General features: G+C 53.5%; 17 protein-coding genes and 1 other RNA gene. 13 read left to right on the forward strand and 5 right to left on the reverse strand.

Going from position 1 to position 20,557, the window contains the following annotated elements:
• Window positions 1–37: 37 nt before the first annotated feature.
• From WFO64_RS04720 to WFO64_RS04740, 5 genes are all read left to right on the forward strand, one after another.
• Window positions 38–583 carry a glutathione peroxidase gene (locus tag WFO64_RS04720; protein WP_337009347.1) on the forward strand — a complete coding sequence of 182 codons (546 nt, stop codon included), beginning with the start codon at window positions 38–40 and terminating at the stop codon, window positions 581–583.
• Window positions 584–1,333, forward strand: coding sequence for a vitamin B12 ABC transporter ATP-binding protein BtuD (gene btuD / locus WFO64_RS04725; RefSeq protein WP_337009348.1), 750 nt, complete (start codon window positions 584–586; stop codon window positions 1,331–1,333).
• Window positions 1,334–1,401: 68 nt separating this feature from the next.
• Window positions 1,402–1,860, forward strand: a complete 459-nt coding sequence (locus WFO64_RS04730; protein ID WP_337009349.1) for an NlpC/P60 family protein — start codon at window positions 1,402–1,404, stop codon at window positions 1,858–1,860.
• A gap of 295 nt (window positions 1,861–2,155) precedes the next feature.
• The gene (locus WFO64_RS04735; RefSeq protein ID WP_337009350.1) at window positions 2,156–2,902 is read left to right on the forward strand and encodes an EAL domain-containing protein; all 747 of its coding nucleotides are present in this window, start codon (window positions 2,156–2,158) and stop codon (window positions 2,900–2,902) included.
• 82 nt (window positions 2,903–2,984) lie between these two features.
• Entirely contained in the window at window positions 2,985–4,436 is a 1,452-nt protein-coding gene (locus WFO64_RS04740) for a protein adenylyltransferase SelO (protein WP_337009522.1), read from the forward strand.
• Window positions 4,437–4,443: 7 nt separating this feature from the next.
• On the opposite strand, the gene WFO64_RS04745 is transcribed toward WFO64_RS04740, so the two are convergent.
• The gene (locus WFO64_RS04745; RefSeq protein WP_337009351.1) at window positions 4,444–5,490 is read right to left on the reverse strand and encodes a 3-deoxy-7-phosphoheptulonate synthase; all 1,047 of its coding nucleotides are present in this window, start codon (window positions 5,488–5,490) and stop codon (window positions 4,444–4,446) included.
• A 152-nt stretch (window positions 5,491–5,642) separates the two neighbouring features.
• On the reverse strand, window positions 5,643–6,470 hold the full coding sequence (gene ppsR, locus WFO64_RS04750) for a posphoenolpyruvate synthetase regulatory kinase/phosphorylase PpsR (protein ID WP_337009352.1): 828 nt from the start codon (window positions 6,468–6,470) through the stop codon (window positions 5,643–5,645).
• A 431-nt stretch (window positions 6,471–6,901) separates the two neighbouring features.
• Here ppsR and ppsA point away from each other — a divergent pair, with 431 nt between their 5' ends.
• The gene (ppsA, locus tag WFO64_RS04755) at window positions 6,902–9,286 is read left to right on the forward strand and encodes a phosphoenolpyruvate synthase (RefSeq protein WP_337009353.1); all 2,385 of its coding nucleotides are present in this window, start codon (window positions 6,902–6,904) and stop codon (window positions 9,284–9,286) included.
• Window positions 9,287–9,359: 73 nt separating this feature from the next.
• Here the strand turns inward: ppsA and rprA are convergent.
• Window positions 9,360–9,467: antisense sRNA RprA (rprA, locus tag WFO64_RS04760), an RNA gene on the reverse strand.
• Between the two features lie 295 nt (window positions 9,468–9,762).
• Window positions 9,763–10,881, reverse strand: a complete 1,119-nt coding sequence (gene ydiK / locus WFO64_RS04765) for an AI-2E family transporter YdiK (protein ID WP_442956120.1) — start codon at window positions 10,879–10,881, stop codon at window positions 9,763–9,765.
• 206 nt (window positions 10,882–11,087) lie between these two features.
• On the opposite strand from ydiK, the gene ydiJ reads away from it, so the two are divergent.
• Window positions 11,088–14,141, forward strand: a complete 3,054-nt coding sequence (ydiJ, locus tag WFO64_RS04770) for a D-2-hydroxyglutarate dehydrogenase YdiJ (protein WP_337009354.1) — start codon at window positions 11,088–11,090, stop codon at window positions 14,139–14,141.
• A gap of 33 nt (window positions 14,142–14,174) precedes the next feature.
• On the opposite strand, the gene WFO64_RS04775 is transcribed toward ydiJ, so the two are convergent.
• The gene (locus WFO64_RS04775) at window positions 14,175–14,579 is read right to left on the reverse strand and encodes a hypothetical protein (protein WP_337009527.1); all 405 of its coding nucleotides are present in this window, start codon (window positions 14,577–14,579) and stop codon (window positions 14,175–14,177) included.
• Window positions 14,580–14,967: 388 nt separating this feature from the next.
• Here WFO64_RS04775 and sufA point away from each other — a divergent pair, with 388 nt between their 5' ends.
• Genes sufA through sufE form a run of 6 tightly spaced genes read left to right on the forward strand, consistent with a single transcriptional unit; the run spans window position 14,968 to window position 20,547 of the window.
• Window positions 14,968–15,342, forward strand: coding sequence for a Fe-S cluster assembly scaffold SufA (gene sufA, locus WFO64_RS04780; protein ID WP_337009355.1), 375 nt, complete (start codon window positions 14,968–14,970; stop codon window positions 15,340–15,342).
• 7 nt (window positions 15,343–15,349) lie between these two features.
• Window positions 15,350–16,843 (forward strand): Fe-S cluster assembly protein SufB, encoded by a 1,494-nt coding sequence (sufB, locus tag WFO64_RS04785; RefSeq protein WP_337009357.1) that lies wholly within the window; start codon window positions 15,350–15,352, stop codon window positions 16,841–16,843.
• A 42-nt stretch (window positions 16,844–16,885) separates the two neighbouring features.
• A complete protein-coding gene (gene sufC, locus WFO64_RS04790) occupies window positions 16,886–17,632 on the forward strand; it encodes a Fe-S cluster assembly ATPase SufC (protein WP_337009359.1) in 747 nt (248 codons plus the stop codon).
• The gene (gene sufD, locus WFO64_RS04795) at window positions 17,607–18,887 is read left to right on the forward strand and encodes a Fe-S cluster assembly protein SufD (RefSeq protein ID WP_337009361.1); all 1,281 of its coding nucleotides are present in this window, start codon (window positions 17,607–17,609) and stop codon (window positions 18,885–18,887) included. Before sufC ends, sufD begins: the two co-directional genes overlap by 26 nt.
• Window positions 18,887–20,110 carry a cysteine desulfurase SufS gene (gene sufS, locus WFO64_RS04800; RefSeq protein ID WP_337009530.1) on the forward strand — a complete coding sequence of 408 codons (1,224 nt, stop codon included), beginning with the start codon at window positions 18,887–18,889 and terminating at the stop codon, window positions 20,108–20,110. The genes sufD and sufS overlap by 1 nt, the downstream gene beginning before the upstream one ends.
• Before the next feature lie 20 nt (window positions 20,111–20,130).
• On the forward strand, window positions 20,131–20,547 hold the full coding sequence (sufE, locus tag WFO64_RS04805; RefSeq protein ID WP_337009363.1) for a cysteine desulfuration protein SufE: 417 nt from the start codon (window positions 20,131–20,133) through the stop codon (window positions 20,545–20,547).
• Window positions 20,548–20,557 lie beyond the last annotated feature (10 nt).

Below are 20,557 nucleotides of genomic sequence, written 5' to 3' on the forward strand. Positions count from 1 at the left end.
TTTGGCTGGCTATTCTGCATCCACAACAGGAAACAGCATGAACATTTATCAAACTGAACTGGTTACGCTCGATGGGGAAAAAACTACACTGTCACAGTGGCAGGGCAAGGTACTGCTGGTGGTCAACGTAGCATCGAAATGTGGTCTGACGCCGCAATATGAAGAGCTGGAGAACCTGCAGAAAGCCTGGCAGGATCAGGGCTTCAGCGTACTCGGTTTTCCCTGCAATCAGTTCCTGGAGCAGGAGCCGGGCAGCAGTGATGAGATTAAAACTTTCTGCAGCACCACCTATGGCGTAACGTTCCCGATGTTTGCCAAAACCGAGGTCAATGGCGCAGGGCGTCATCCGCTTTATATCCAGCTGATTGCAGCCCGTCCCAACGCGGTGCGTCCAGAAGGCAGTGGTTTCTACGAGCGTATGGAGAGTAAAGGGCGTGCGCCAAAAGAGCAGGGCGACATATTGTGGAACTTCGAAAAATTCCTCATTGGCCGTGATGGCAGCGTGATCCAGCGTTTTGCACCTGACATGACGCCGGAAGATCCTATTATTCTGGAAACCATTAAGCAGGCGCTGGCAAAATAGATGCTGTTGCGACTGCAACAGGCGGCCGTCCCCGGACGGCTGTGTTCACTGACCGGTGAGCTTGCCGCCGGTCAGCTGCTGCATGTGGCAGGCCCGAACGGTGCAGGCAAAAGCACCTTACTCAGTGTGATCGCAGGACTGCAACACGGCTCCGGCAGGGTGCTGCTGGACGAACAGCCGCTGAGTCACTGGAACAGCGCATTGCTTGCCCGGGTTCGCGGCTGGCTGCCACAGCAGCAGGCGCCGCTGAGCCAGATGCCGGTCTGGCACTATATACGTCTGCATCTGAAGCAGGCGGGAACGCAGGCCGATGCGCGCATCAGCACGCTGCTCCAACGGCTTCAGTTGCAGGATAAATTAGCATGTTCACTGACCCGGCTCTCGGGTGGAGAATGGCAGCGCGTCAGGCTGGCGGCAGTGTGTGTGCAGATTGATCCCCACGTCAATTCACATGGGCGGCTGCTGATCCTTGATGAGCCAATGACAGCGCTGGATATCGCCCAGCAAAAAGCAGTGGACGAACTGATTGCGGACTTATGCGCGGCGGGCATCAGTGTTATCGCCAGTAGTCATGACCTCAACCACAGCCTGCAACAGGCAGATAGGGTCTGGCTGATGGATAGAGGGCAGGTGATAGCGCAGGGCGAACCTTCAGACGTTTTGACGCCGCAGCGCCTGACACCGCTCTACCAGGTTGCTTTCCGGCAGCTTGAACTCGAAGGACGCACGCTGCTGACCGTATTGCCCTGACACTTGCTACCCGGCGGGCTTTCCCGCTACATTAAGCCGGTTGCAACTTCTGATAAGGACATTTGGCGATGCGCCTGGGTTTGCTAATTTTAGTTCTGTTGCTGACGGGATGCAGTCATCACGCCCCGCCGATTAATGGCCGTCTTTCTGATTCGATCACTGTGATCGCGGAACTGAACGATCAGCTCGGTAACTGGCGCGGTGCGCCTTATCGCTATGGTGGCATGAGTCGTAACGGCGTTGACTGCTCAGGCTTTGTCTATCTGACCTTCCGCGATAAATTTGCGCTGCAACTGCCGCGCACCACCTCAGCCCAAAGCGATATCGGCACCCGAATCAGCAAAGATGATTTGCTGCCAGGCGATCTGGTATTTTTCAAAACCGGTCGCGGCGAGAATGGCCTGCATGTGGGTATTTATGATACCGATAACGCTTTTATCCATGCTTCAACCAGCCAGGGCGTCATCCGCTCCTCGCTCGACAATGTCTACTGGCGAAAAGTGTTCTGGCAGGCACGTCGTATTTAAAAGCGGGTCTGCTAAATCAGACTTAAGTCCAATTTTAAATAGAGTCTAAACAGAGAGTAAACGTTTTATACAAAATGACAGTTATCGAAGGGTGATTTTAATAAACATAATAAACGGTCATTTAATTCCACTAATAACCGCAGTTTTATCGACACTATTTGGCTTAAGCGTGATCGCCTGTCGTCAAACGGCGATGGAAGGGTAAAGAAGGTCGTCTCTTCAATGATTTGGCACTATTGCCTGCGCCTGACCATTGCTATACGATATCACCATCGCCGCATATTCTGGCATTAAAATGAAAATTCATCTTTCGGCCGACTATCAGTCGGAAATCTGGTTTTACCCTGTCTGCGATGTTGACGGACAGCTGACCGCTGTCGAGCTGGTAACGCAGTTTGTGCATGAAAGTGCCCCTATCACCCTGCCGCAGGATCTGCTGCTGCCGCAGCTTGATGAGTCGCAGCAGCTGCGACTGCTGCAAAGTCAGATTGGATTGCTGGAGCAGAATCACGGTTTATTTGAAGCGCACTCGGTCTCAGCATTTATACGCCTTGATGAAGGTATGGCCCGGACACTGCTGGCCAGCGAATTAGTGATGAGAAAAATAAAACAGCTACCCTTCATTCTGTTGAATATCACTGAAACGTTTCCGCAACTAAAGCTGGGAAAAAATAATGCCCTCCTGGCGAGCCTGCATGCTGAGTTTAATTTAGCGCTTTCACATTTTGGCGCGGGTAAAACACCCTCTAATGCGGTCTACGATAATTTATTTAGCTGCATTTGCCTGGATAAAGAGTTTATTCATTCGCTGGCAAAACGTGCTTCGTTTGTGCCGTTTATACAGAGCATTATTGATAATTTCCGAGCCCACTGTGACCGGCTTATTATTTGCGGCATTGATGACGAAGTGTTACTGGATAAAGCGAGTCAGTTGAGCGGAGCCGACTTTCAGGGCGCGTTTTTCCCGGTTGTGAAATCGAATGCGCTGCGTTCGCTGTTCTGTGCCGATGAGCGCATGCCATCTTCTCAGCATCCCGGCTGATGTAACCTGTTAATCCCCGATATCAGCGTTACACTAGAGGTTTTCTAACCTCAATATCGCTGAGCACCGCATGGGAGAAACAATGTCCTCAGGCAAGGTATCTTTTGACAACACCTGGTTCCGTGAGCTTACCGGGTGTTACACCGCGCTGAACCCCACGCCACTGGCAGGCGGACGCCTGCTGTATCATAACGCAGCGCTTGCCACCTCAATGGGGCTGGATAACGCACTCTTTGTCGGTAAGGGGCATGAGGTCTGGCACGGTGCGGCATTACTGCCCGGCATGCAGCCACTGGCGCAGGTCTACAGCGGCCATCAGTTTGGGGTCTGGGCGGGTCAACTCGGTGACGGGCGCGGTATCCTGCTGGGTGAACAGCGTCGTGAGGATGGCAGCAAACTTGACTGGCACCTCAAGGGCGCGGGTCTGACACCTTATTCGCGGATGGGCGATGGCCGTGCCGTGATCCGCTCCAGCGTGCGTGAATTTCTCGCCTCAGAAGCGCTGCACCATCTGGGTATTCCCACCACGCGGGCACTGACCCTGTCGATTGGCGATGAGCCGGTCTACCGCGAAACCACAGAGCGTGGCGCAATGCTGATGCGCATTTCACCGAGTCACCTGCGGTTCGGTCATTTCGAGCATTACTTTTATAGCCAGCAGCAGGAGAACGTACAACAGCTGGCTGATTACGCTATTCGCCATCACTGGGCGCATCTCAAAGATGAGGCAGACCGCTATCAACAGTGGTTTACCGACATTGTGCTACGCACCGCGCGCCTGATTGCGCTATGGCAGAGCGTTGGCTTTGCGCACGGCGTCATGAACACCGACAACATGTCGATTCTTGGCCTGACCATCGACTATGGCCCCTACGGTTTTCTGGATGATTATCAGCCTGACTTTATCTGTAATCACAGCGACTATCAGGGACGTTACAGCTTTGAAAATCAGCCGATGATTGGCATGTGGAATCTTAACCGCCTGGCCCATGCGCTGTCGGGGCTGCTGACCACTGAGCAGTTGCGAACAGCACTGAGCGCCTACGAGCCTGAACTGATGCGGGTCTGGGGCGAACGGATGCGGGCGAAGCTCGGCTTGCTGACGCAGCAGAGCAGCGACAATCAGATTCTGACCGATCTGCTGGCACTGATGACGCAGGAGCATAGCGATTACACCCTGACGTTCCGGCTACTGAGTGAGACTCAGCAGGCGGATAGCCGCACACCGTTACGTGATGAGTTTATCGATCGTGGAGCATTTGATAGCTGGTATCAACGCTATCGCAGTCGTCTGATGGATGAGCAGGTCAGCGATGCGGAACGTCAGGCCGTGATGAAAGGGGCCAACCCGGCGGTAATTTTGCGCAATTATCTGGCACAGCAGGCAATTGAAGAGGCGGAGCGGGGAGAGCAGGGGGCGCTGGCACGTCTGCATCAGGCGCTACAGCAACCCTTTAGCGATCAGACAGCCGCTGAATATCGTCAGCGGCCGCCGGACTGGGGCAAAACGTTAGAGGTGAGCTGCTCCAGCTAATTCAGATTCAGAGTCGATGAGCAACTGCGTCGGCCAGCAGGGCGAGCACTTTTTCGCTCTCCTGCCAGCCGAGGCAGGGATCGGTAATCGACTGGCCATAAACCAGCGGCTCGCCGCTCACCACTTTCTGATTGCCCTCTTCCAGGAAGCTTTCAATCATCACACCGGCAACGGCCTGCGATCCTGCTTTAATCTGCTCTGCCACTTCTGCCGCGACATCCATCTGACGACGATGCTGTTTGAGGCAGTTGCCGTGACTAAAGTCGATCACCAGCTGCTGTGGCAGATTAAACGCCAACAGACTTTCGGCCGCGGCCGCGACATCACTGGCATGATAGTTAGGCTGTTTGCCGCCACGCAGGATCACATGACCATGCGGATTGCCGCTGGTCTGATAGATGGTCATCTGGCCCCGTTTGTCCGGCGAGAGGAACATGTGGCTGGCGCGTGCGGCGCGAATCGCATCCACGGCAATCTGTACATTGCCGTCGGTGCCATTTTTAAAGCCTACCGGGCAGGAGAGGGCCGACGCCATTTCGCGGTGGATCTGGCTTTCGGTGGTTCGTGCGCCAATCGCGCCCCAGCTAATCAGATCGGCGATAAACTGACCGATCACCATATCCAGAAATTCCGTAGCGGTAGGCAGGCCCAGCGCGTTGATATCAATCAGCAGCTGACGGGCAATGCCGATACCACGATTCACATCATAGCTGCCATCCAGGTCCGGATCGGAGATTAAGCCTTTCCAGCCCACGACAGTGCGCGGCTTCTCGAAGTAGGCCCGCATCACAATTTCCAGCCGATCCTCATAGCGACTGCGTAACGCGTTCAGACGCTCAGCATAGTCCAGTGCCGCTTTCGGGTCGTGCAGTGAGCAGGGGCCGATCACCACCAGAAGGCGGAGATCTTCCCCGGTCAGAATACGGGCAATACGTTTACGGGCAGCGGTGACATTGTCGGCAATCGTTGAGGAGACAGGATGCTCAGCCGCCAGGCTGGCGGGGGTAATGAGACTACCAATGCGTGCGGTACGCAGTTCGTCAGTTTTGTTCATGATTTTCTCGAAAACGGTTCTTCGCAGCGGTGAAATACCGGGAAGTGATGGTGGCCACAATAAACCATTAGTCTGCGAATTCAACCCGCGATTTAATCATGAAATCAAAACCCACGGCAGCGAGGCTTTACAACTCCGACCCGCTTTGACTTTCAGTACATGCGGCGTGTCAGGCCCATAATGTCGAGAATTTTGGTAGCAATCTCCTCCACCGAGTAGTTGGTGCTGTTGAGATAGCGGATCTGATGGGTGCGAAACAGCGCTTCCACTTCGCCTACTTCCAGTCGGCACTGACGCATTGAAGCGTAACGGGTATTCTCTGCCCGCTCCTGACGTATCGCCGCCAGGCGTTCCGGATCGATGGTCAGCCCGAAAAGTTTATTCTGATGCGCGCGCAGTGCGGGCGGAAGTTTAAGGTTATCCATATCGTCGGCAATAAAAGGGTAGTTGGCGGCGCGAACACCAAACTGCATCGCCAGATAGAGGCTGGTGGGCGTTTTGCCGCAGCGCGAGACGCCTAATAAAATCACCTGCGCATCCTCCAGCCCGCGCAGCGAGATACCGTCATCATGCGCCAGGGCATAATCGATCGCCGCAATGCGTGCGTCATATTTACCCAGGTTACTGGCATCCAGTCCGTGGGTACGGTGTGCAACCGGCGCAGGCGATAACCCCAGTTCCTGCTGAAGTGGTGCGACCAGCGCCTGCACGATATCCTGACAAAAGCCGTCGCTTTGTACGATGATATCGCGCACTTCCGGCGTGACAATGGAGAAAAAGACCAGCGGTCGGACACCGCTTCGTTGATAGAGCGCATTAATCTGAGCTTTCACCGCCAGCGCTCGCTGGATATTTTCAACAAACGGCAGCGTCAGACTGGTGATATTGACCGGAAACTGCGAGAGCACCGCATGACCCAGTACTTCAGCCGTAATAGCCGTACCATCGGAGATATAAAAAACGCTTCTGTCAGTTGTCATAACAAAATCTGCCTCAGACAAGAGTGAGCAATCAGCATGAGCTATGCGAATAAATAAATCATCTCTGATTTTAATTTCCGGGATATTTATCCGGATTATTTGTGCGCAGTATCAGCTTTATCTTAAAAATGAAAAAGTGTTTCGTTCAGCCGGTTTTGCTTTTTAAACCCTTATTAAGCCGCAAATAGTTACGCGCCTGTTGCGCAACAAAAAACCATACTTAAGTGGCTGAAAATCTGCCATTTCCTGATTCATCAATAATTTAGAGAAAAATAACGGCTTTGCGCAACAGCAAAATAATGCCCTCACAATTCCGAAACTATGGCTGAAATTCTGCTTTAACGATTCACCAGATCGTTATTGAGGGGGGGATATGCCAGGCTGAAAACAGATTACTCTCTGTGTCCATTCATTGATAAAGGATAAGTTCAATGTCCAGTAAAAGCGAACAGCCACTCGTGCTCTGGTATAACCAGCTTGGCATGCATGATGTTGACCGGGTGGGAGGCAAAAATGCTTCCCTGGGTGAAATGATTACTAATTTGTCGTCGCTGGGCGTTTCTGTGCCCAATGGCTTCGCGACCACATCGTACGCTTTTAACCTGTTCCTCGATCAAAGCGGGCTGAACCAGCGAATTTACGCTCTGCTGGATGATACCGATATTGATGATGTTGATGCGCTGGCAAAAGCGGGTAAGCAGATTCGTCAGTGGGTGGTGGAAACGCCGTTTCTGCCTGAGCTGGAGTCCGCTATTCTGGACGCTTATCAGCAGCTTTCTGCGGATGATGATGCCGCGTCGTTCGCTGTCCGCTCCTCTGCAACTGCAGAAGATATGCCCGACGCCTCCTTTGCCGGCCAGCAAGAAACTTTCCTTAATGTGCAGGGCATTGACGCCGTCATGGTGGCGGTCAAGCATGTTTTTGCCTCGCTGTTTAATGACCGTGCTATCTCCTACCGCGTGCATCAGGGCTATGACCACCGTGGCGTCGCGCTCTCTGCGGGAATACAGCGTATGGTGCGTTCGGATCTGGCCGCCTCAGGTGTGATGTTCACCATTGATACGGAGTCCGGTTTTGATCAGGTGGTCTTTATCACCGCCGCATTAGGCCTGGGTGAAATGGTGGTGCAGGGCGCAGTCAACCCGGATGAGTTCTATGTTCACAAGCCAACCCTGGCGGCCAATCGTCCGTCGATCGTGCGCCGTAATATGGGCTCGAAAAAGGTTCGCATGGTCTATGCCGATTCTCAGGCGCATGGCGAACAGGTGCGGATCGAAGATGTGCCTGAGACCGAGCGCGACCGTTTCTGCCTGAGCGATGAGGAAGTGCAGGCGCTGGCGAAGCAGGCGGTGCTGATTGAACAGCACTATCAGCGCCCGATGGATATTGAATGGGCCAAAGATGGACACACCGGCAAGCTGTTTATTGTTCAGGCGCGTCCTGAAACCGTGCGCTCAAATGGCCAGGTGATGGAGCGCTACACGCTGCAGGCTCAGGGCAGCGTCGTCGTTGAAGGTCGTGCCATCGGTCATCGTATTGGCGCAGGGGTGGTGAAGGTAATCCACGATATCAGCGAAATGAACAGGATTGAAAAAGGCGATGTTCTGGTCACCGACATGACCGACCCGGACTGGGAACCAATCATGAAAAAGGCGTCAGCGATTGTCACCAATCGTGGTGGCCGGACCTGTCATGCGGCAATCATCGCGCGTGAGCTGGGTATTCCGGCGGTGGTGGGTTGCGGCGACGCGACCGATCGTCTGAAAGAGGGGCACAAGGTCACCGTCTCCTGCGCTGAAGGCGACACCGGCTACGTCTATGATCAACTGCTGGACTTCGACGTCACCAGTTCGCAGGTCGATTCGCTGCCTGAACTGCCGCTGAAAATCATGATGAATGTGGGTAACCCCGATCGCGCGTTTGATTTCGCCTGTCTGCCTAATGAAGGTGTAGGTCTGGCGCGGTTGGAATTTATTATCAACCGTATGATCGGCGTCCACCCCAAAGCGCTGCTGGAATTTGATCAGCAGACGCCGGAATTGCAGCAGCAGATCCGTAAAATGATGAAAGGATTTGATAATCCGGTGGAGTTTTACATCGCTCGCCTGACTGAAGGAATTGCCACGCTTGGCGCGGCATTTGCGCCGAAACGCGTAATTGTCCGACTTTCCGACTTCAAAACCAATGAATATGCAAACCTGGTGGGGGGGGAACGCTACGAGCCGGAAGAGGAAAACCCGATGCTGGGATTCCGGGGAGCGGGTCGCTATGTGGCCGACAGTTTCCGGGATTGTTTTGCGCTGGAATGCGAAGCGGTGAAGCGAGTTCGCAACGAGATGGGCCTCACCAACGTTGAAATCATGGTTCCGTTTGTGCGCACCGTTGATCAGGCGCAGGCCGTGGTAGAAGAGCTGGCGCGTCAGGGACTGAAGCGCGGCGAGAATGGGCTGAAGATTATTATGATGTGTGAGATTCCGTCGAATGCGCTGCTGGCGGATCAGTTCCTGCAGCACTTTGATGGCTTCTCAATCGGCTCCAATGACATGACCCAGTTGACGCTGGGGCTGGACCGCGATTCTGGCGTCGTCTCCGCGCTGTTTGATGAGCGGAATGAGGCAGTTAAAGCGCTGCTTTCAATGGCAATCAGGGCCGCGAAGCAGCAAGGAAAATATGTCGGGATCTGCGGGCAGGGACCGTCAGACCATCAGGATTTTGCCGCATGGCTTATGGATGAGGGCATCGATAGTCTGTCTCTGAACCCGGACACTGTAGTGGAGACGTGGGTGAGTCTGGCGCAATTAAATAAAACCGCATAACAGCGCTTTTATCATTCAGTTTTTCAGGGCCCGCTATGCGGGCCTTTTCTTTTATTATCTGGCCAGATTCAGGTAAAAAAAAAGCCCATCACAGGGGATGGGCAAAGACTACACACAGCAATTCTTTACTCTACTCAGGGGAATAATGTTGTCTGAAAATCAGTAGGTTGATTTCGAACATAGGAAACATGTTATTCATACGGCTGGCTGGCGTCTTTAAGAATCCTCTTATTAGTTTAAAGCCGATAATCTTTTGTCACCTTTACTTTGCCATTTGGCTTAATAAACAGTGCGGAAAATAATCTTTTTTAGCCCGAAAAGGTCATTTTCAGGCTAAAGGTGACTTTTTTCTTAAAAATCGTTAATGGGAAACAGAATTTATCTGATTCATAAGAGAGGGGGCGGTTAATCATCATTAACCGCCCTAATCAATACTTACAAGGGGCGGGATCGGCGCAGTGTGGTAACGCACTGCATCATACAGCAGGTGGGTTACCATCGTGGTCCGCCAGGGCATCAACCACGGCCAGCGGGTCATTGTCCGGAGGTGGCGCTTCATGGACCCAGACGGAAACCAGCCGGTAAGAAACCGCCAGAACCACCGGCCCGATAAACAGACCAATCATGCCGAACGCAAACAGTCCACCAATAACACCAGAGAGGATTAGGATCATCGGCAGATCGGCACCCATACGAATCAGCATTGGGCGTAGGACGTTATCCAGCGTGCCGACCACACAGCTCCAGACCAGCAGCACGGTCCCCCAGGTAGTATCACCGCTCCAGTAGAGATAGATAATGGCGGGGACCAGCACCAGCAACGGGCCGATCTGTACCAGACAGCAGAGGATCATCAGCACCGTCAGCAGCGTGGCGTATGGAATGCCGGAGAAGGCCAGACCGATACCGCCCAGTACCCCCTGGACCAGGGCGGTAACCACCACGCCAAGCGCCACGGCACGGATAGACTGCGCCGCCAGCAGCACGGCCGCATCACCACGTCGTCCCGCCATGCGGAAAGCAAAATGACGGATGCCCTGAGCCGCCTGTTCGCCACGCCAGTAAAGCAGCACGCTGAACAGTAACATGACACCCAGATGGATCATAAAGCGCCCGAAGTGGCCGGCCTGAGCGACAAAAAAGCCGGTAGTGCGGCCGATATAGGGCTGTATTTTGGCCATAACGCCGGCTCCGCCGCTCGCCACCAGCGTGTCATAACTGACATAAAGTTTTTTGCCGACCATCGGGACATCCTGAAGCCACAACAACCTCGGCATCGTATGTCCCTGGGTAACCCAGGCTATCACCGGTGCGCTATTATCAATCAGGCTGCTGACCAGCAGGGCGATAGGGATGATAAACAGCAGCAGCAGCAGCAGCGTCATCACGATCACCGCCAGGGAGCGACGTCCCCATAACAATCGCTGGAATTTCAGCATCAAAGGCCAGGTGGCAATCACCACCATGCTGGCCCAGGCAAAGCCCAGAATAAACGGCTGCACCACCCATAAGCAGGCGACGATCAGCAGTAAAATGAACATCAGGGTGAAGAGTATTTGCGGTAAATCCATATCCCGGTACTGGCTTTTCATCATTGACTCATAACCTCGTCTTAATCCTTCATTTACGGGTATTCGGATTCCCGTTTTTTATCATGATCTATTTGCAGAGGATTAAAAAGCGTCGCGGAGAAAGGTTTTTGCCTTTTCTGAAAAAAGGGCAGAGGCAGGAAAAATATGATAAAACGAGAAATCGCTAACGTATAAACGCAAACGTTTACAACATCTTCGGTCAGACAATCATGATCCCACAGATTTCGCAGGCACCGGGCCTCGTTCAACTGGTGCTGACGTTCCTTGAGTCGCTGAAAGCGCAGGGTTTTACCGGTGATATGGCGACCAGCTATGCCGATCGTCTCTCACTCTCCACCGATAACAGCATCTATCAATTGTTGCCCGATGCGGCGCTGTTTCCGCGCTCGACTGCGGATGTTGCGCTGCTCGCCCGCGTAGCCGGAGAAGCGCGCTTTGCCAGTCTGGTGTTTACACCGCGTGGCGGCGGGACCGGCACCAATGGTCAGTCGCTTAATCAGGGAATTGTGGTTGATATGTCGCGCTATATGAATCGCATCCTGGAAATCAATACTGATGAGGGCTGGGTGCGGGTCGAAGCGGGTGTGATCAAAGATCAGCTTAACGCCTGGCTGAAACCTTTCGGTTTTTTCTTCTCGCCGGAGTTATCAACCAGTAACCGTGCGACGTTGGGCGGCATGATTAATACCGATGCGTCTGGTCAGGGCTCTCTGGTCTATGGCAAAACTTCGGACCATGTGCTGGGCCTGCGCGCTGTGCTCCTGGGCGGCGATATCCTCGATACGCGGCCCATGGCCACTGCATTGGCTGAAACCCTGGCGCAGACGGCCACACCCGAAGGGCGACTTTATCAGCAGGTGCTGACGCGCTGCCGCGAACATCGGGCGCTAATTCTGGAAAAGTTTCCAAAGCTTAATCGGTTCCTGACCGGCTATGACCTGCGTCACGTCTTCAGCGACGACATGCAAACCTTCGACCTGACGCGTCTGCTGTGTGGCGCGGAAGGGACGCTGGCCTTTGTCACCGAAGCGCGACTTGATATCACGCCGTTGCCTAAAGTGCGCCGACTGGTAAACATCAAATATGACTCCTTTGACTCTGCTCTGCGCAATGCACCTTTTATGGTGGAAGCGCAGGCGCTGTCGGTAGAGACCGTCGACTCTAAGGTGCTGAATCTGGCACGGGAAGATATTGTCTGGCACTCAGTGCGCGAATTGATCGCTGACGTACCCGATAAAGAGATGCTGGGTCTCAATATCGTTGAGTTCGCCGGTGATAACGCTGAACTGATCGATCAGCAAATTGAGCAGCTTTGTGCCCGCCTTGACGCCCTCATTGCGCAACAGCAGGGCGGTGTGATTGGCTATCAGTTCTGTAATGATCTGGATGGCATTGAGCGCATCTATAACATGCGTAAAAAAGCGGTGGGTCTGCTGGGTAATGCCAGGGGCCGGGCTAAACCGATCCCGTTTGTGGAAGATACCGCTGTCCCACCGGAGAAACTGGCGGACTACATCGTTGAGTTCCGTGCGCTGCTCGACAGTCACGGGCTGAGCTACGGCATGTTTGGTCACGTCGATGCGGGGGTACTGCACGTGCGTCCCGCCCTGGATATGTGCGATCCGCAGCAGGAGATGATGATGAAACAGATCTCCGATGAAGTCGTTGCGCTGACAACGCGCTACGGCGGCCTGCTGTGGGGCGAACATGGGAAAGGATTCCGCGCTCAGTACAGCCCGGCATTTTTTGGCGAGACGTTGTTTAACGAGCTGCGCCGCATCAAAGCGGCCTTTGATCCGCTCAATCGTCTGAATCCGGGCAAAATCTGTACGCCATTCAATAGTAACGACGAAATGATGCAGGTCGATGCTGTGAAGCGCGGAAACTATGATCGTCAGATTCCGTTAACGGTCCGCGATGAATGGCGTGGAGCGATGGAGTGCAACGGCAACGGGTTGTGTTTTAACTTTGATGCCCGCAGCCCGATGTGTCCTTCAATGAAGATTACCCGCAATCGCATCCACTCGCCCAAAGGGCGGGCAACGCTCACGCGGGAGTGGCTGAGGCTGCTGGCCGGGCAGGGCGTCGATCCGCTAACCCTGGAAAAACAGCTGCCTGAAAATCGCCTGTCGCTACGCGCCCTGATTGCGCGAACCCGCAACAGCTGGCACGCCAGCAAAGGGGAGTATGACTTTTCACATGAGGTGAAAGAAGCGATGTCGGGCTGCCTGGCCTGCAAAGCCTGCTCCACTCAGTGTCCGATTAAAATTGATGTGCCCGCTTTCCGCTCACGCTTTTTACAGCTCTACCACACCCGATATCTGCGTCCGGTCAGCGATCATCTGGTGGCGGCAGTCGAGAGCTATGCGCCACTGATGGCGAAAGCGCCTAAAGTGTTCAATTTCTTTCTGCGCCAGCCGTGGCTCAAAGAATTGAGCAAAACGCATATCGGCATGGTGGATCTGCCTCTGCTCTCTACACCTAATCTTAAACAACAACTCAGCGGCCATCCTGCCATGAACATGACGCTGGAGCAGCTGGAAGCACTATCAGCCGCTGAACGCGCAACCTATGTGCTGGTGGTGCAGGACCCGTTTACCAGCTTCTATGAGGCGCAGCTGGTCAATGATTTTGTCAGGCTTATTGAAAAGTTGGGCTACCGTCCGGTACTTTTGCCTTTCTCGCCAAACGGTAAAGCACAGCACGTTAAAGGCTTCCTGCAACGTTTCGCCCGGACGGCAGCCCGCACCGCCGATTTTCTTAATCGGGTGGCAAAGCTGGATCTGCCCATGGTCGGTGTCGATCCGGCCACTGTGCTCTGCTATCGCGATGAATATCGTCAGACCCTGGGCGAATCGCGCGGCGACTTTAATGTCCTGCTCGTGCATGAATGGTTACAGCGTGCCCTGGCAGAACGTGAAGTGCAGGCAATAAGCGGGGAGTCCTGGTATCTGTTTGCGCACTGTACGGAGGTGACTGCGCTGCCTTCAACACCGAATCAGTGGCAGGAGATTTTCGCCCGTTTTGGTGCGAAGCTGGAGAACATCAATGTTGGCTGCTGCGGTATGGCGGGCACCTACGGCCACGAAAGTAAGAACCTCGAAAATTCTCTGGGGATCTACGCGCTCTCCTGGCATCCGCAGCTTCAGCGACTGCCGCGCCAGCGCTGTCTGGCCACCGGCTATTCATGCCGCAGCCAGGTCAAACGTGTGGAAGGCAATGGCATGCGCCACCCACTTCAGGCATTGTTAGCGCTAATGTAAAAAAATTGTGCGCGACGTCACGTCGTGGCTGGATTAGAATATCCAGCCTGCGTGACGCACGAAGTCACTTTGCAGCACGGTGGCTTTGTTCCACTCTCCGACCAAGGCCAGTTGATGGCAGAGGCGCGTCAGGGTCAATCGCGCCAGTTGATAAGCCTGAATGCGAAACAGGCGATCGCGATCGTTGTTTCCCATCTCCTGCACCAGCCGATGATGCAGTTTACCCATGGCATGCAGATAACTCTGGTCGTCACCGTTCAACTGGCAAACTTCTGCCATATCATGACAGGCATCGTTAAACTGACGTAGCTGATGAATCGTGCAGTCGGCCCGGTCGAGTTTTGCCTGCGCCATATAAAAGTCAACGGTGATATCACGAACCGAAAACTGGTATTCATCGATTTTGTGCTGGAGCCAGGCTGAGACAGAAAGCATCATGGCGTAGTCCTGAATGTTAATGATAATAATTATCATATTCATCCATGCAGGGATTGCAATTGCGGGACAGAAAAATTTATCGATTTATCCTGCCTGTCAGTATAATCGGAAATAACAATCTGTTTACATAGCAGAAAGGCGTAATCTATCAATAAGCCTTTTTATAAAAAGAGTTGTTTTAAAAAAGAGTGATTTATTAATAGGTTATCAGTGGCTTATTGAGGCTGTCTCTCTTCACACAGGATGAGCCAGAGCAGCTATGCTTAATAATTAAGCAGATAAAACAGCACAAGATGATTATCCCTGCAAAACAAGAGGTTGAAGTGATTGGTCAGATCACTACCATAGGGGGATAGCCTGAAAAGGTCCGGACTCAAGAGGTATCAACATGGCATCCGTTAATACAGACTCTTTCTCACCCGACGATTTTGTCTGGAAAGGGCTGACGCTGACTGAAACCGCAGCGCAACAAATTCTCAATCTGGCGGCTCAGGACCCTGAAGTCAAGGGGCTGCGTCTTGGCGTAAAACAATCCGGCTGCGCCGGGTTTGGCTACGTCATGGATTTGGTAAAAGAGCCGGTCGAAGACGATTTACAGTTCTCGTTTTATGGCGCAACGCTATTTGTGCCGCTACAGGCGATGCCATTCGTTGATGGCACCGAACTGGATTACGTTCGCGAAGGCCTGAATCAGATTTTTAAATTCAATAACCCTAAAGCTCAGCACGCCTGCGGGTGCGGTGAGAGCTTTGGCGTCGAGTAAGTGAAATATGTCACGACACAGCGAAACATCTGACGATGTACAAATCTGGGAAGGCAAGCTCAACTACAAAGAGGGCTTCTTTACCCAACTGCAAACCGAAGAATTTGCCAACGGTATCAATGAAGATGTGGTGCGGGCGATCTCGGCCAAGCGTAACGAGCCAGAGTGGATGCTGGAGTTTCGTCTTAAAGCGTTTCGTGCCTGGCTTGAAATGGAAGAGCCACACTGGCTGAAAGCGCACTATGAAAAACTCGACTACCAGGATTACAGCTACTACTCCGCGCCCTCCTGTGGCAACTGTGATGACAGCTGCGCTTCAGAGCCGGGTGCCACTCAGGCTTCAGGCAGTGCCCCAGCCAGCGATTATCTGACGCAGGAAGTGGAAAACGCCTTTAATCAGTTGGGTGTACCGGTGCGTGAAGGTCGGGAAGTGGCGGTTGACGCCATTTTTGACTCCGTCTCGGTGTCGACCACCTATCGCGGCAAGCTGGCCGAGCAGGGGATCATTTTCTGTTCCTTTGGCGAAGCGATTCAGGAGCACCCGGAACTGGTGAAGCAATACCTCGGCACAGTTGTTCCGGCTAATGATAACTTCTTTGCCGCACTGAATTCAGCGGTCGCCTCTGACGGCACTTTCGTCTATATCCCGAAAGGGGTACGTTGCCCGATGGAGCTGTCGACCTATTTCCGCATCAACGCGGCGAAAACCGGGCAGTTCGAACGCACCATTTTGATTGCCGATGAAGATAGCTACGTCAGTTACATCGAAGGCTGTTCAGCGCCCGTGCGCGATACCTATCAGTTACACGCCGCCGTAGTGGAAGTGATCATCCACAAAAATGCCGAAGTAAAATATTCGACTGTTCAGAACTGGTTCCCTGGCGGCGAAGGTGAGGGCGGTATCCTTAACTTCGTGACCAAACGCGCGCTGTGTGAAGGTGATCACAGCAAGATGTCCTGGACTCAGTCTGAAACCGGCTCGGCCATCACCTGGAAATACCCGAGCTGCATTTTGCGCGGGGACTACTCGGTGGGTGAATTCTATTCGGTGGCACTGACCAGCGGTCGTCAGCAGGCCGATACCGGCACCAAAATGATCCACATTGGTAAAAACACCAAATCGACCATTATCTCTAAAGGGATCTCGGCAGGTAAAAGTCAGAACACGTATCGCGGGCTGGTGAAAATCATGCCAACCGCTACCAATGCCCGTAACTTTACGCAGTGTGACTCGATGTTGATCGGACCCGATTGCGGCGCACATACTTTCCCGTATGTAGAGACCCGCAACAATACCGCCCAGCTTGAGCATGAAGCTACGACATCACGTATCGGCGAAGATCAGATGTTCTACTGTCTGCAACGCGGTATCAGTGAAGAAGACGCCATCTCAATGATCGTAAATGGCTTCTGTAAAGACGTATTCTCGGAACTGCCACTGGAGTTTGCCGTGGAAGCCCAGAAATTGTTAGCCATCAGCCTTGAGCACAGTGTGGGCTGATGCCGTGACACGCCTTGCCGAAAGCAATGTGAAGGAATAAGTATGTTAAGCATTAAAGATTTGCAGGTCAGTGTTGAAGATAAAGCCATTCTGCGTGGCCTGAACCTCGAAATTAAACCCGGCGAAGTGCATGCCATCATGGGACCGAATGGCTCAGGTAAAAGTACCTTGTCAGCGACGCTGGCAGGCCGTGAAGATTATGAAGTTACCGGCGGATCGGTCCGCTTTAAAGGCAAAGACCTGCTGGAGCTGGCCCCTGAAGAGCGTGCCGGTGAAGGCATCTTTATGGCATTTCAGTATCCGGTAGAAATTCCTGGCGTCAGTAACCAGTTTTTCCTGCAAACCTCGGTTAACGCGGTACGCAAATATCGTCAGCAGGACGAGCTGGATCGCTTCGATTTTCAGGATTTCATTGAAGAGAAAATTCATCTGCTGAAGATGCCGGAAGATCTACTGACCCGCTCAGTTAACGTCGGCTTCTCCGGCGGCGAGAAAAAGCGTAACGACATCCTGCAGATGGCGGCGCTGGAGCCGGAGCTCTGCATCCTGGATGAAACTGACTCTGGTCTGGATATCGATGCGCTGAAAATCGTCGCCAATGGCGTGAACAGCCTGCGTGATGAGAAACGTGCCTTTATCATCGTGACCCACTACCAGCGTATTCTGGATTACATCAAGCCAGACTTCGTTCATGTTCTGTATCAGGGCAAAATTGTGAAATCTGGCGACTTCTCGCTGGTGAAACAGCTGGAGGAGCAAGGTTATGGCTGGCTTACCGACGAAGAGTGATTCTGCGCTGCAACAGTGGCATCACCTGTTTGAGTCGCGCGGCGACGTGCGTTCTCTGCAGGCACAGCAGCACTGGCAGCAACTGATGCGGGTTGGCCTGCCAACCCGCAAGCATGAAAACTGGAAATACACGCCACTGGACACGCTGCTGTCTCAGCAGTTTGTGCTGCCTGATGCGCCGCAGAGCCTGAGCGCTGAGCAGGTGGCGGCGCTGGCATTACCGCTGGACGCCATTCGTCTGGTTTATATCGACGGTCAGTTCCAACCTGCCTTCAGCAGCCGCGACTGCGAGTTGTTTGAGGTCCAGCATAGTGTGGCCGCAGATCGCCGTCCGCTGCCTGCTGCGATTCAGCCAGAAATTTTCCTTCATCTGACAGAAAGTCTGGCGGAAGAGGTGACGACCCTGCGTCTGGCACGCGGTAAATCCGCTGCGCGTCCGCTTTACCTGCTGCATATCACCAGCGGTCAACAGACGGGCATGAATACGGTTCACTATCGTCATCATCTGCAACTGGAAGAGAGTGCAGAAGCGGAGGTGATTGAGCACTACGTTTCACTGGATGAGCGCGCCCATTTCACCGGCGCGCGCTTTACCTTTGCGGTAGGCGATAATGCAAAGCTGACCCACACTAAGCTGGCCTTTGAAAGCAGCGCCAGCTATCACTTTGCACACAACGATCTGGTGATTGGCAACGATGGCCAGGTCAGCAGCACCAGCTTCCTGCTCGGCGCGGGACTGTCGCGTCACAACACCAGTACCCAGTTGAACGGCGAAAATAGTACGCTTGCTATCAACAGCCTGGTGCTGCCGGTGAAACAGGAAGTGGCGGATACCCGTTCCTACCTAGAGCACAACAAAGGCCACTGTGTCAGCCGTCAGATGCATAAAACCATCGTGCGTGACAAAGGCCGTGCGGTGTTTAACGGTCACATCAAAGTGGCACAGCATGCGTTGAAGACTGACGGGCAGATGACCAACAATAACCTGTTGCTGGGCAAACTCTCAGAAGTCGATACCAAACCGCAGCTGGAAATTTACGCGGATGACGTTAAGTGCAGCCACGGTGCCACCATTGGTCGTATCGATGACGAGCAGATGTTCTACCTGCGGTCGCGTGGGATTGAGCAGGATGCAGCACAGACCATGATTATTCATGCGTTTGCAGCAGAACTGACCGAAACACTGGAAAACGAAGTGATGCGTCAGGCCGTGCTGCAACGTATTGCGCATCGTTTTCCCGGAGGCCACGTATGATGAACTTCGATCTCGAACGCATCAGGGCTGATTTTCCTATCCTGAAGCGTGAGGTCAACGGTCATCCGCTGGCCTATCTTGACAGTGCAGCCAGTGCACAGCGTCCACTCTCGGTGATTAACGCCGAGAGTCATTTCTATCAGCACGGCTATGCGGCCGTGCATCGTGGTATTCATACGTTGAGCCAGCAGGCGACCAGCGATATGGAGAATGTACGCGATCAGGTTGCCCGTTTTATCAATGCTCAGTCACAGGAAGAGATTGTCTTCGTCAAGGGCACTACCGAAGGCATCAATCTGGTGGCGAACACCTGGGGCAGCAGTAATCTCCAGGCTGGCGACAACCTGATCATCACTGAGATGGAGCATCACGCTAATATCGTTCCGTGGCAGATGCTGGCGCAGCGTACCGGCGCAGAAGTGCGTGTCCTGCCTTTAAACGACAACGGTGAACTGGCGCTGGATCAACTGGCGGGGCTGATTGACAGCCGTACGCGCTTGCTGGCAGTAACGCATGTTTCAAACGTGCTCGGCACCGTTAACCCGGTTAAGGCGATCGTTGCCCAGGCAAAAGCGGCTGGGGTGATCACACTGGTGGATGGTGCGCAGGCGGTAATGCATGACAAGGTCGATGTGCAGGATATCGGCTGCGACTTCTACGTTTTCTCGAGCCATAAACTCTATGGTCCAAATGGCGTAGGCATTCTCTACGGCCGCAAAGTGCTGCTGGACGAGATGCCACCGTGGGAAGGGGGCGGTTCGATGATTGATCGCGTCATGCTGCCCACCGGCACCACCTGGAACAGTGCGCCGTGGCGTTTTGAAGCAGGTACACCGAATACCGGCGGCATCATCGGCTTTGGCGCAGCGCTGGCCTATGTGCAGGCGCTGGGACTGGATACGATTTATCAGCGCGAGACAGCACTGATGAACTACGCGCTTGATAAGCTGGGCACTGTACCGGATATTCAGATTTACGGCCCGCAGTCGCGTGCCGGTGTTATCGCCTTTAATCTGGGCAAACATCACGCTTACGACGTTGGCAGCTTCCTGGATCAATATGGTATTGCCATCCGTACCGGGCATCACTGCGCGATGCCGCTGATGCAGCATTACAATGTCCCGGCGATGTGCCGTGCCTCTTTCACGTTCTATAACAGTGAAGAGGAAGTAGACCGTCTGGCTGTCGGTTTGACGCGCATTCACCGTCTGCTGGGTGGTTGAACAGTTTAACGGAGTCATTGATGGCGAATTTGCCTGAAAAAGAAAAACTGGTTCGCAACTTCAATCGTTGCGCTAACTGGGAAGAGAAGTACCTTTACATCATTGAGCTGGGCTCAAAGCTGCCGGAATCTTCTGAAACCTTGCACCAGCCGGAAAACGTGATTTCGGGTTGCCAAAGTCAGGTATGGATTAGAATGACCCCTCAAGCGGAGGGGGGGATTGCGTTTGAAGGCGACAGCGATGCCGCTATCGTTAAGGGACTGATTGCTATCGTATTTAGTCTCTATCAGAATCTCCCGCCCGCCGATATTCTGGCGCTGGATGTGCGCCACTGGTTTGGCGAACTGGCACTCATGCAGCACCTGACACCCACCCGGTCGCAGGGGCTTGAGGCGATGATTCGGTCTATTCGCCATACCGCTCAGAACCTCAGCTAAGTTACACTCC

Origin of the sequence: Pantoea sp. AS142 (assembly GCF_037152305.1) — a bacterium.
Lineage (GTDB): Bacteria > Pseudomonadota > Gammaproteobacteria > Enterobacterales > Enterobacteriaceae > Pantoea.

What these genes read in the sequence shown, in the direction of transcription:
- ppsR (WP_337009352.1), bottom strand. Translation starts at nt 6,470, where the DNA reads ATGACAACTGACAGAAGCGTTTTTTATATCTCCGATGGTACGGCTATT.
- sufD (WP_337009361.1), top strand. Translation starts at nt 17,607, where the DNA reads ATGGCTGGCTTACCGACGAAGAGTGATTCTGCGCTGCAACAGTGGCAT.
- WFO64_RS04730 (WP_337009349.1), top strand. Translation starts at nt 1,402, where the DNA reads ATGCGCCTGGGTTTGCTAATTTTAGTTCTGTTGCTGACGGGATGCAGT.
- WFO64_RS04735 (WP_337009350.1), top strand. Translation starts at nt 2,156, where the DNA reads ATGAAAATTCATCTTTCGGCCGACTATCAGTCGGAAATCTGGTTTTAC.
- btuD (WP_337009348.1), top strand. Translation starts at nt 584, where the DNA reads ATGCTGTTGCGACTGCAACAGGCGGCCGTCCCCGGACGGCTGTGTTCA.
- sufB (WP_337009357.1), top strand. Translation starts at nt 15,350, where the DNA reads ATGTCACGACACAGCGAAACATCTGACGATGTACAAATCTGGGAAGGC.
- sufA (WP_337009355.1), top strand. Translation starts at nt 14,968, where the DNA reads ATGGCATCCGTTAATACAGACTCTTTCTCACCCGACGATTTTGTCTGG.
- WFO64_RS04740 (WP_337009522.1), top strand. Translation starts at nt 2,985, where the DNA reads ATGTCCTCAGGCAAGGTATCTTTTGACAACACCTGGTTCCGTGAGCTT.
- sufS (WP_337009530.1), top strand. Translation starts at nt 18,887, where the DNA reads ATGAACTTCGATCTCGAACGCATCAGGGCTGATTTTCCTATCCTGAAG.
- WFO64_RS04720 (WP_337009347.1), top strand. Translation starts at nt 38, where the DNA reads ATGAACATTTATCAAACTGAACTGGTTACGCTCGATGGGGAAAAAACT.
- WFO64_RS04775 (WP_337009527.1), bottom strand. Translation starts at nt 14,579, where the DNA reads ATGATGCTTTCTGTCTCAGCCTGGCTCCAGCACAAAATCGATGAATAC.
- WFO64_RS04745 (WP_337009351.1), bottom strand. Translation starts at nt 5,490, where the DNA reads ATGAACAAAACTGACGAACTGCGTACCGCACGCATTGGTAGTCTCATT.
- sufE (WP_337009363.1), top strand. Translation starts at nt 20,131, where the DNA reads ATGGCGAATTTGCCTGAAAAAGAAAAACTGGTTCGCAACTTCAATCGT.
- ydiK (WP_442956120.1), bottom strand. Translation starts at nt 10,881, where the DNA reads ATGATGAAAAGCCAGTACCGGGATATGGATTTACCGCAAATACTCTTC.
- ydiJ (WP_337009354.1), top strand. Translation starts at nt 11,088, where the DNA reads ATGATCCCACAGATTTCGCAGGCACCGGGCCTCGTTCAACTGGTGCTG.
- sufC (WP_337009359.1), top strand. Translation starts at nt 16,886, where the DNA reads ATGTTAAGCATTAAAGATTTGCAGGTCAGTGTTGAAGATAAAGCCATT.
- ppsA (WP_337009353.1), top strand. Translation starts at nt 6,902, where the DNA reads ATGTCCAGTAAAAGCGAACAGCCACTCGTGCTCTGGTATAACCAGCTT.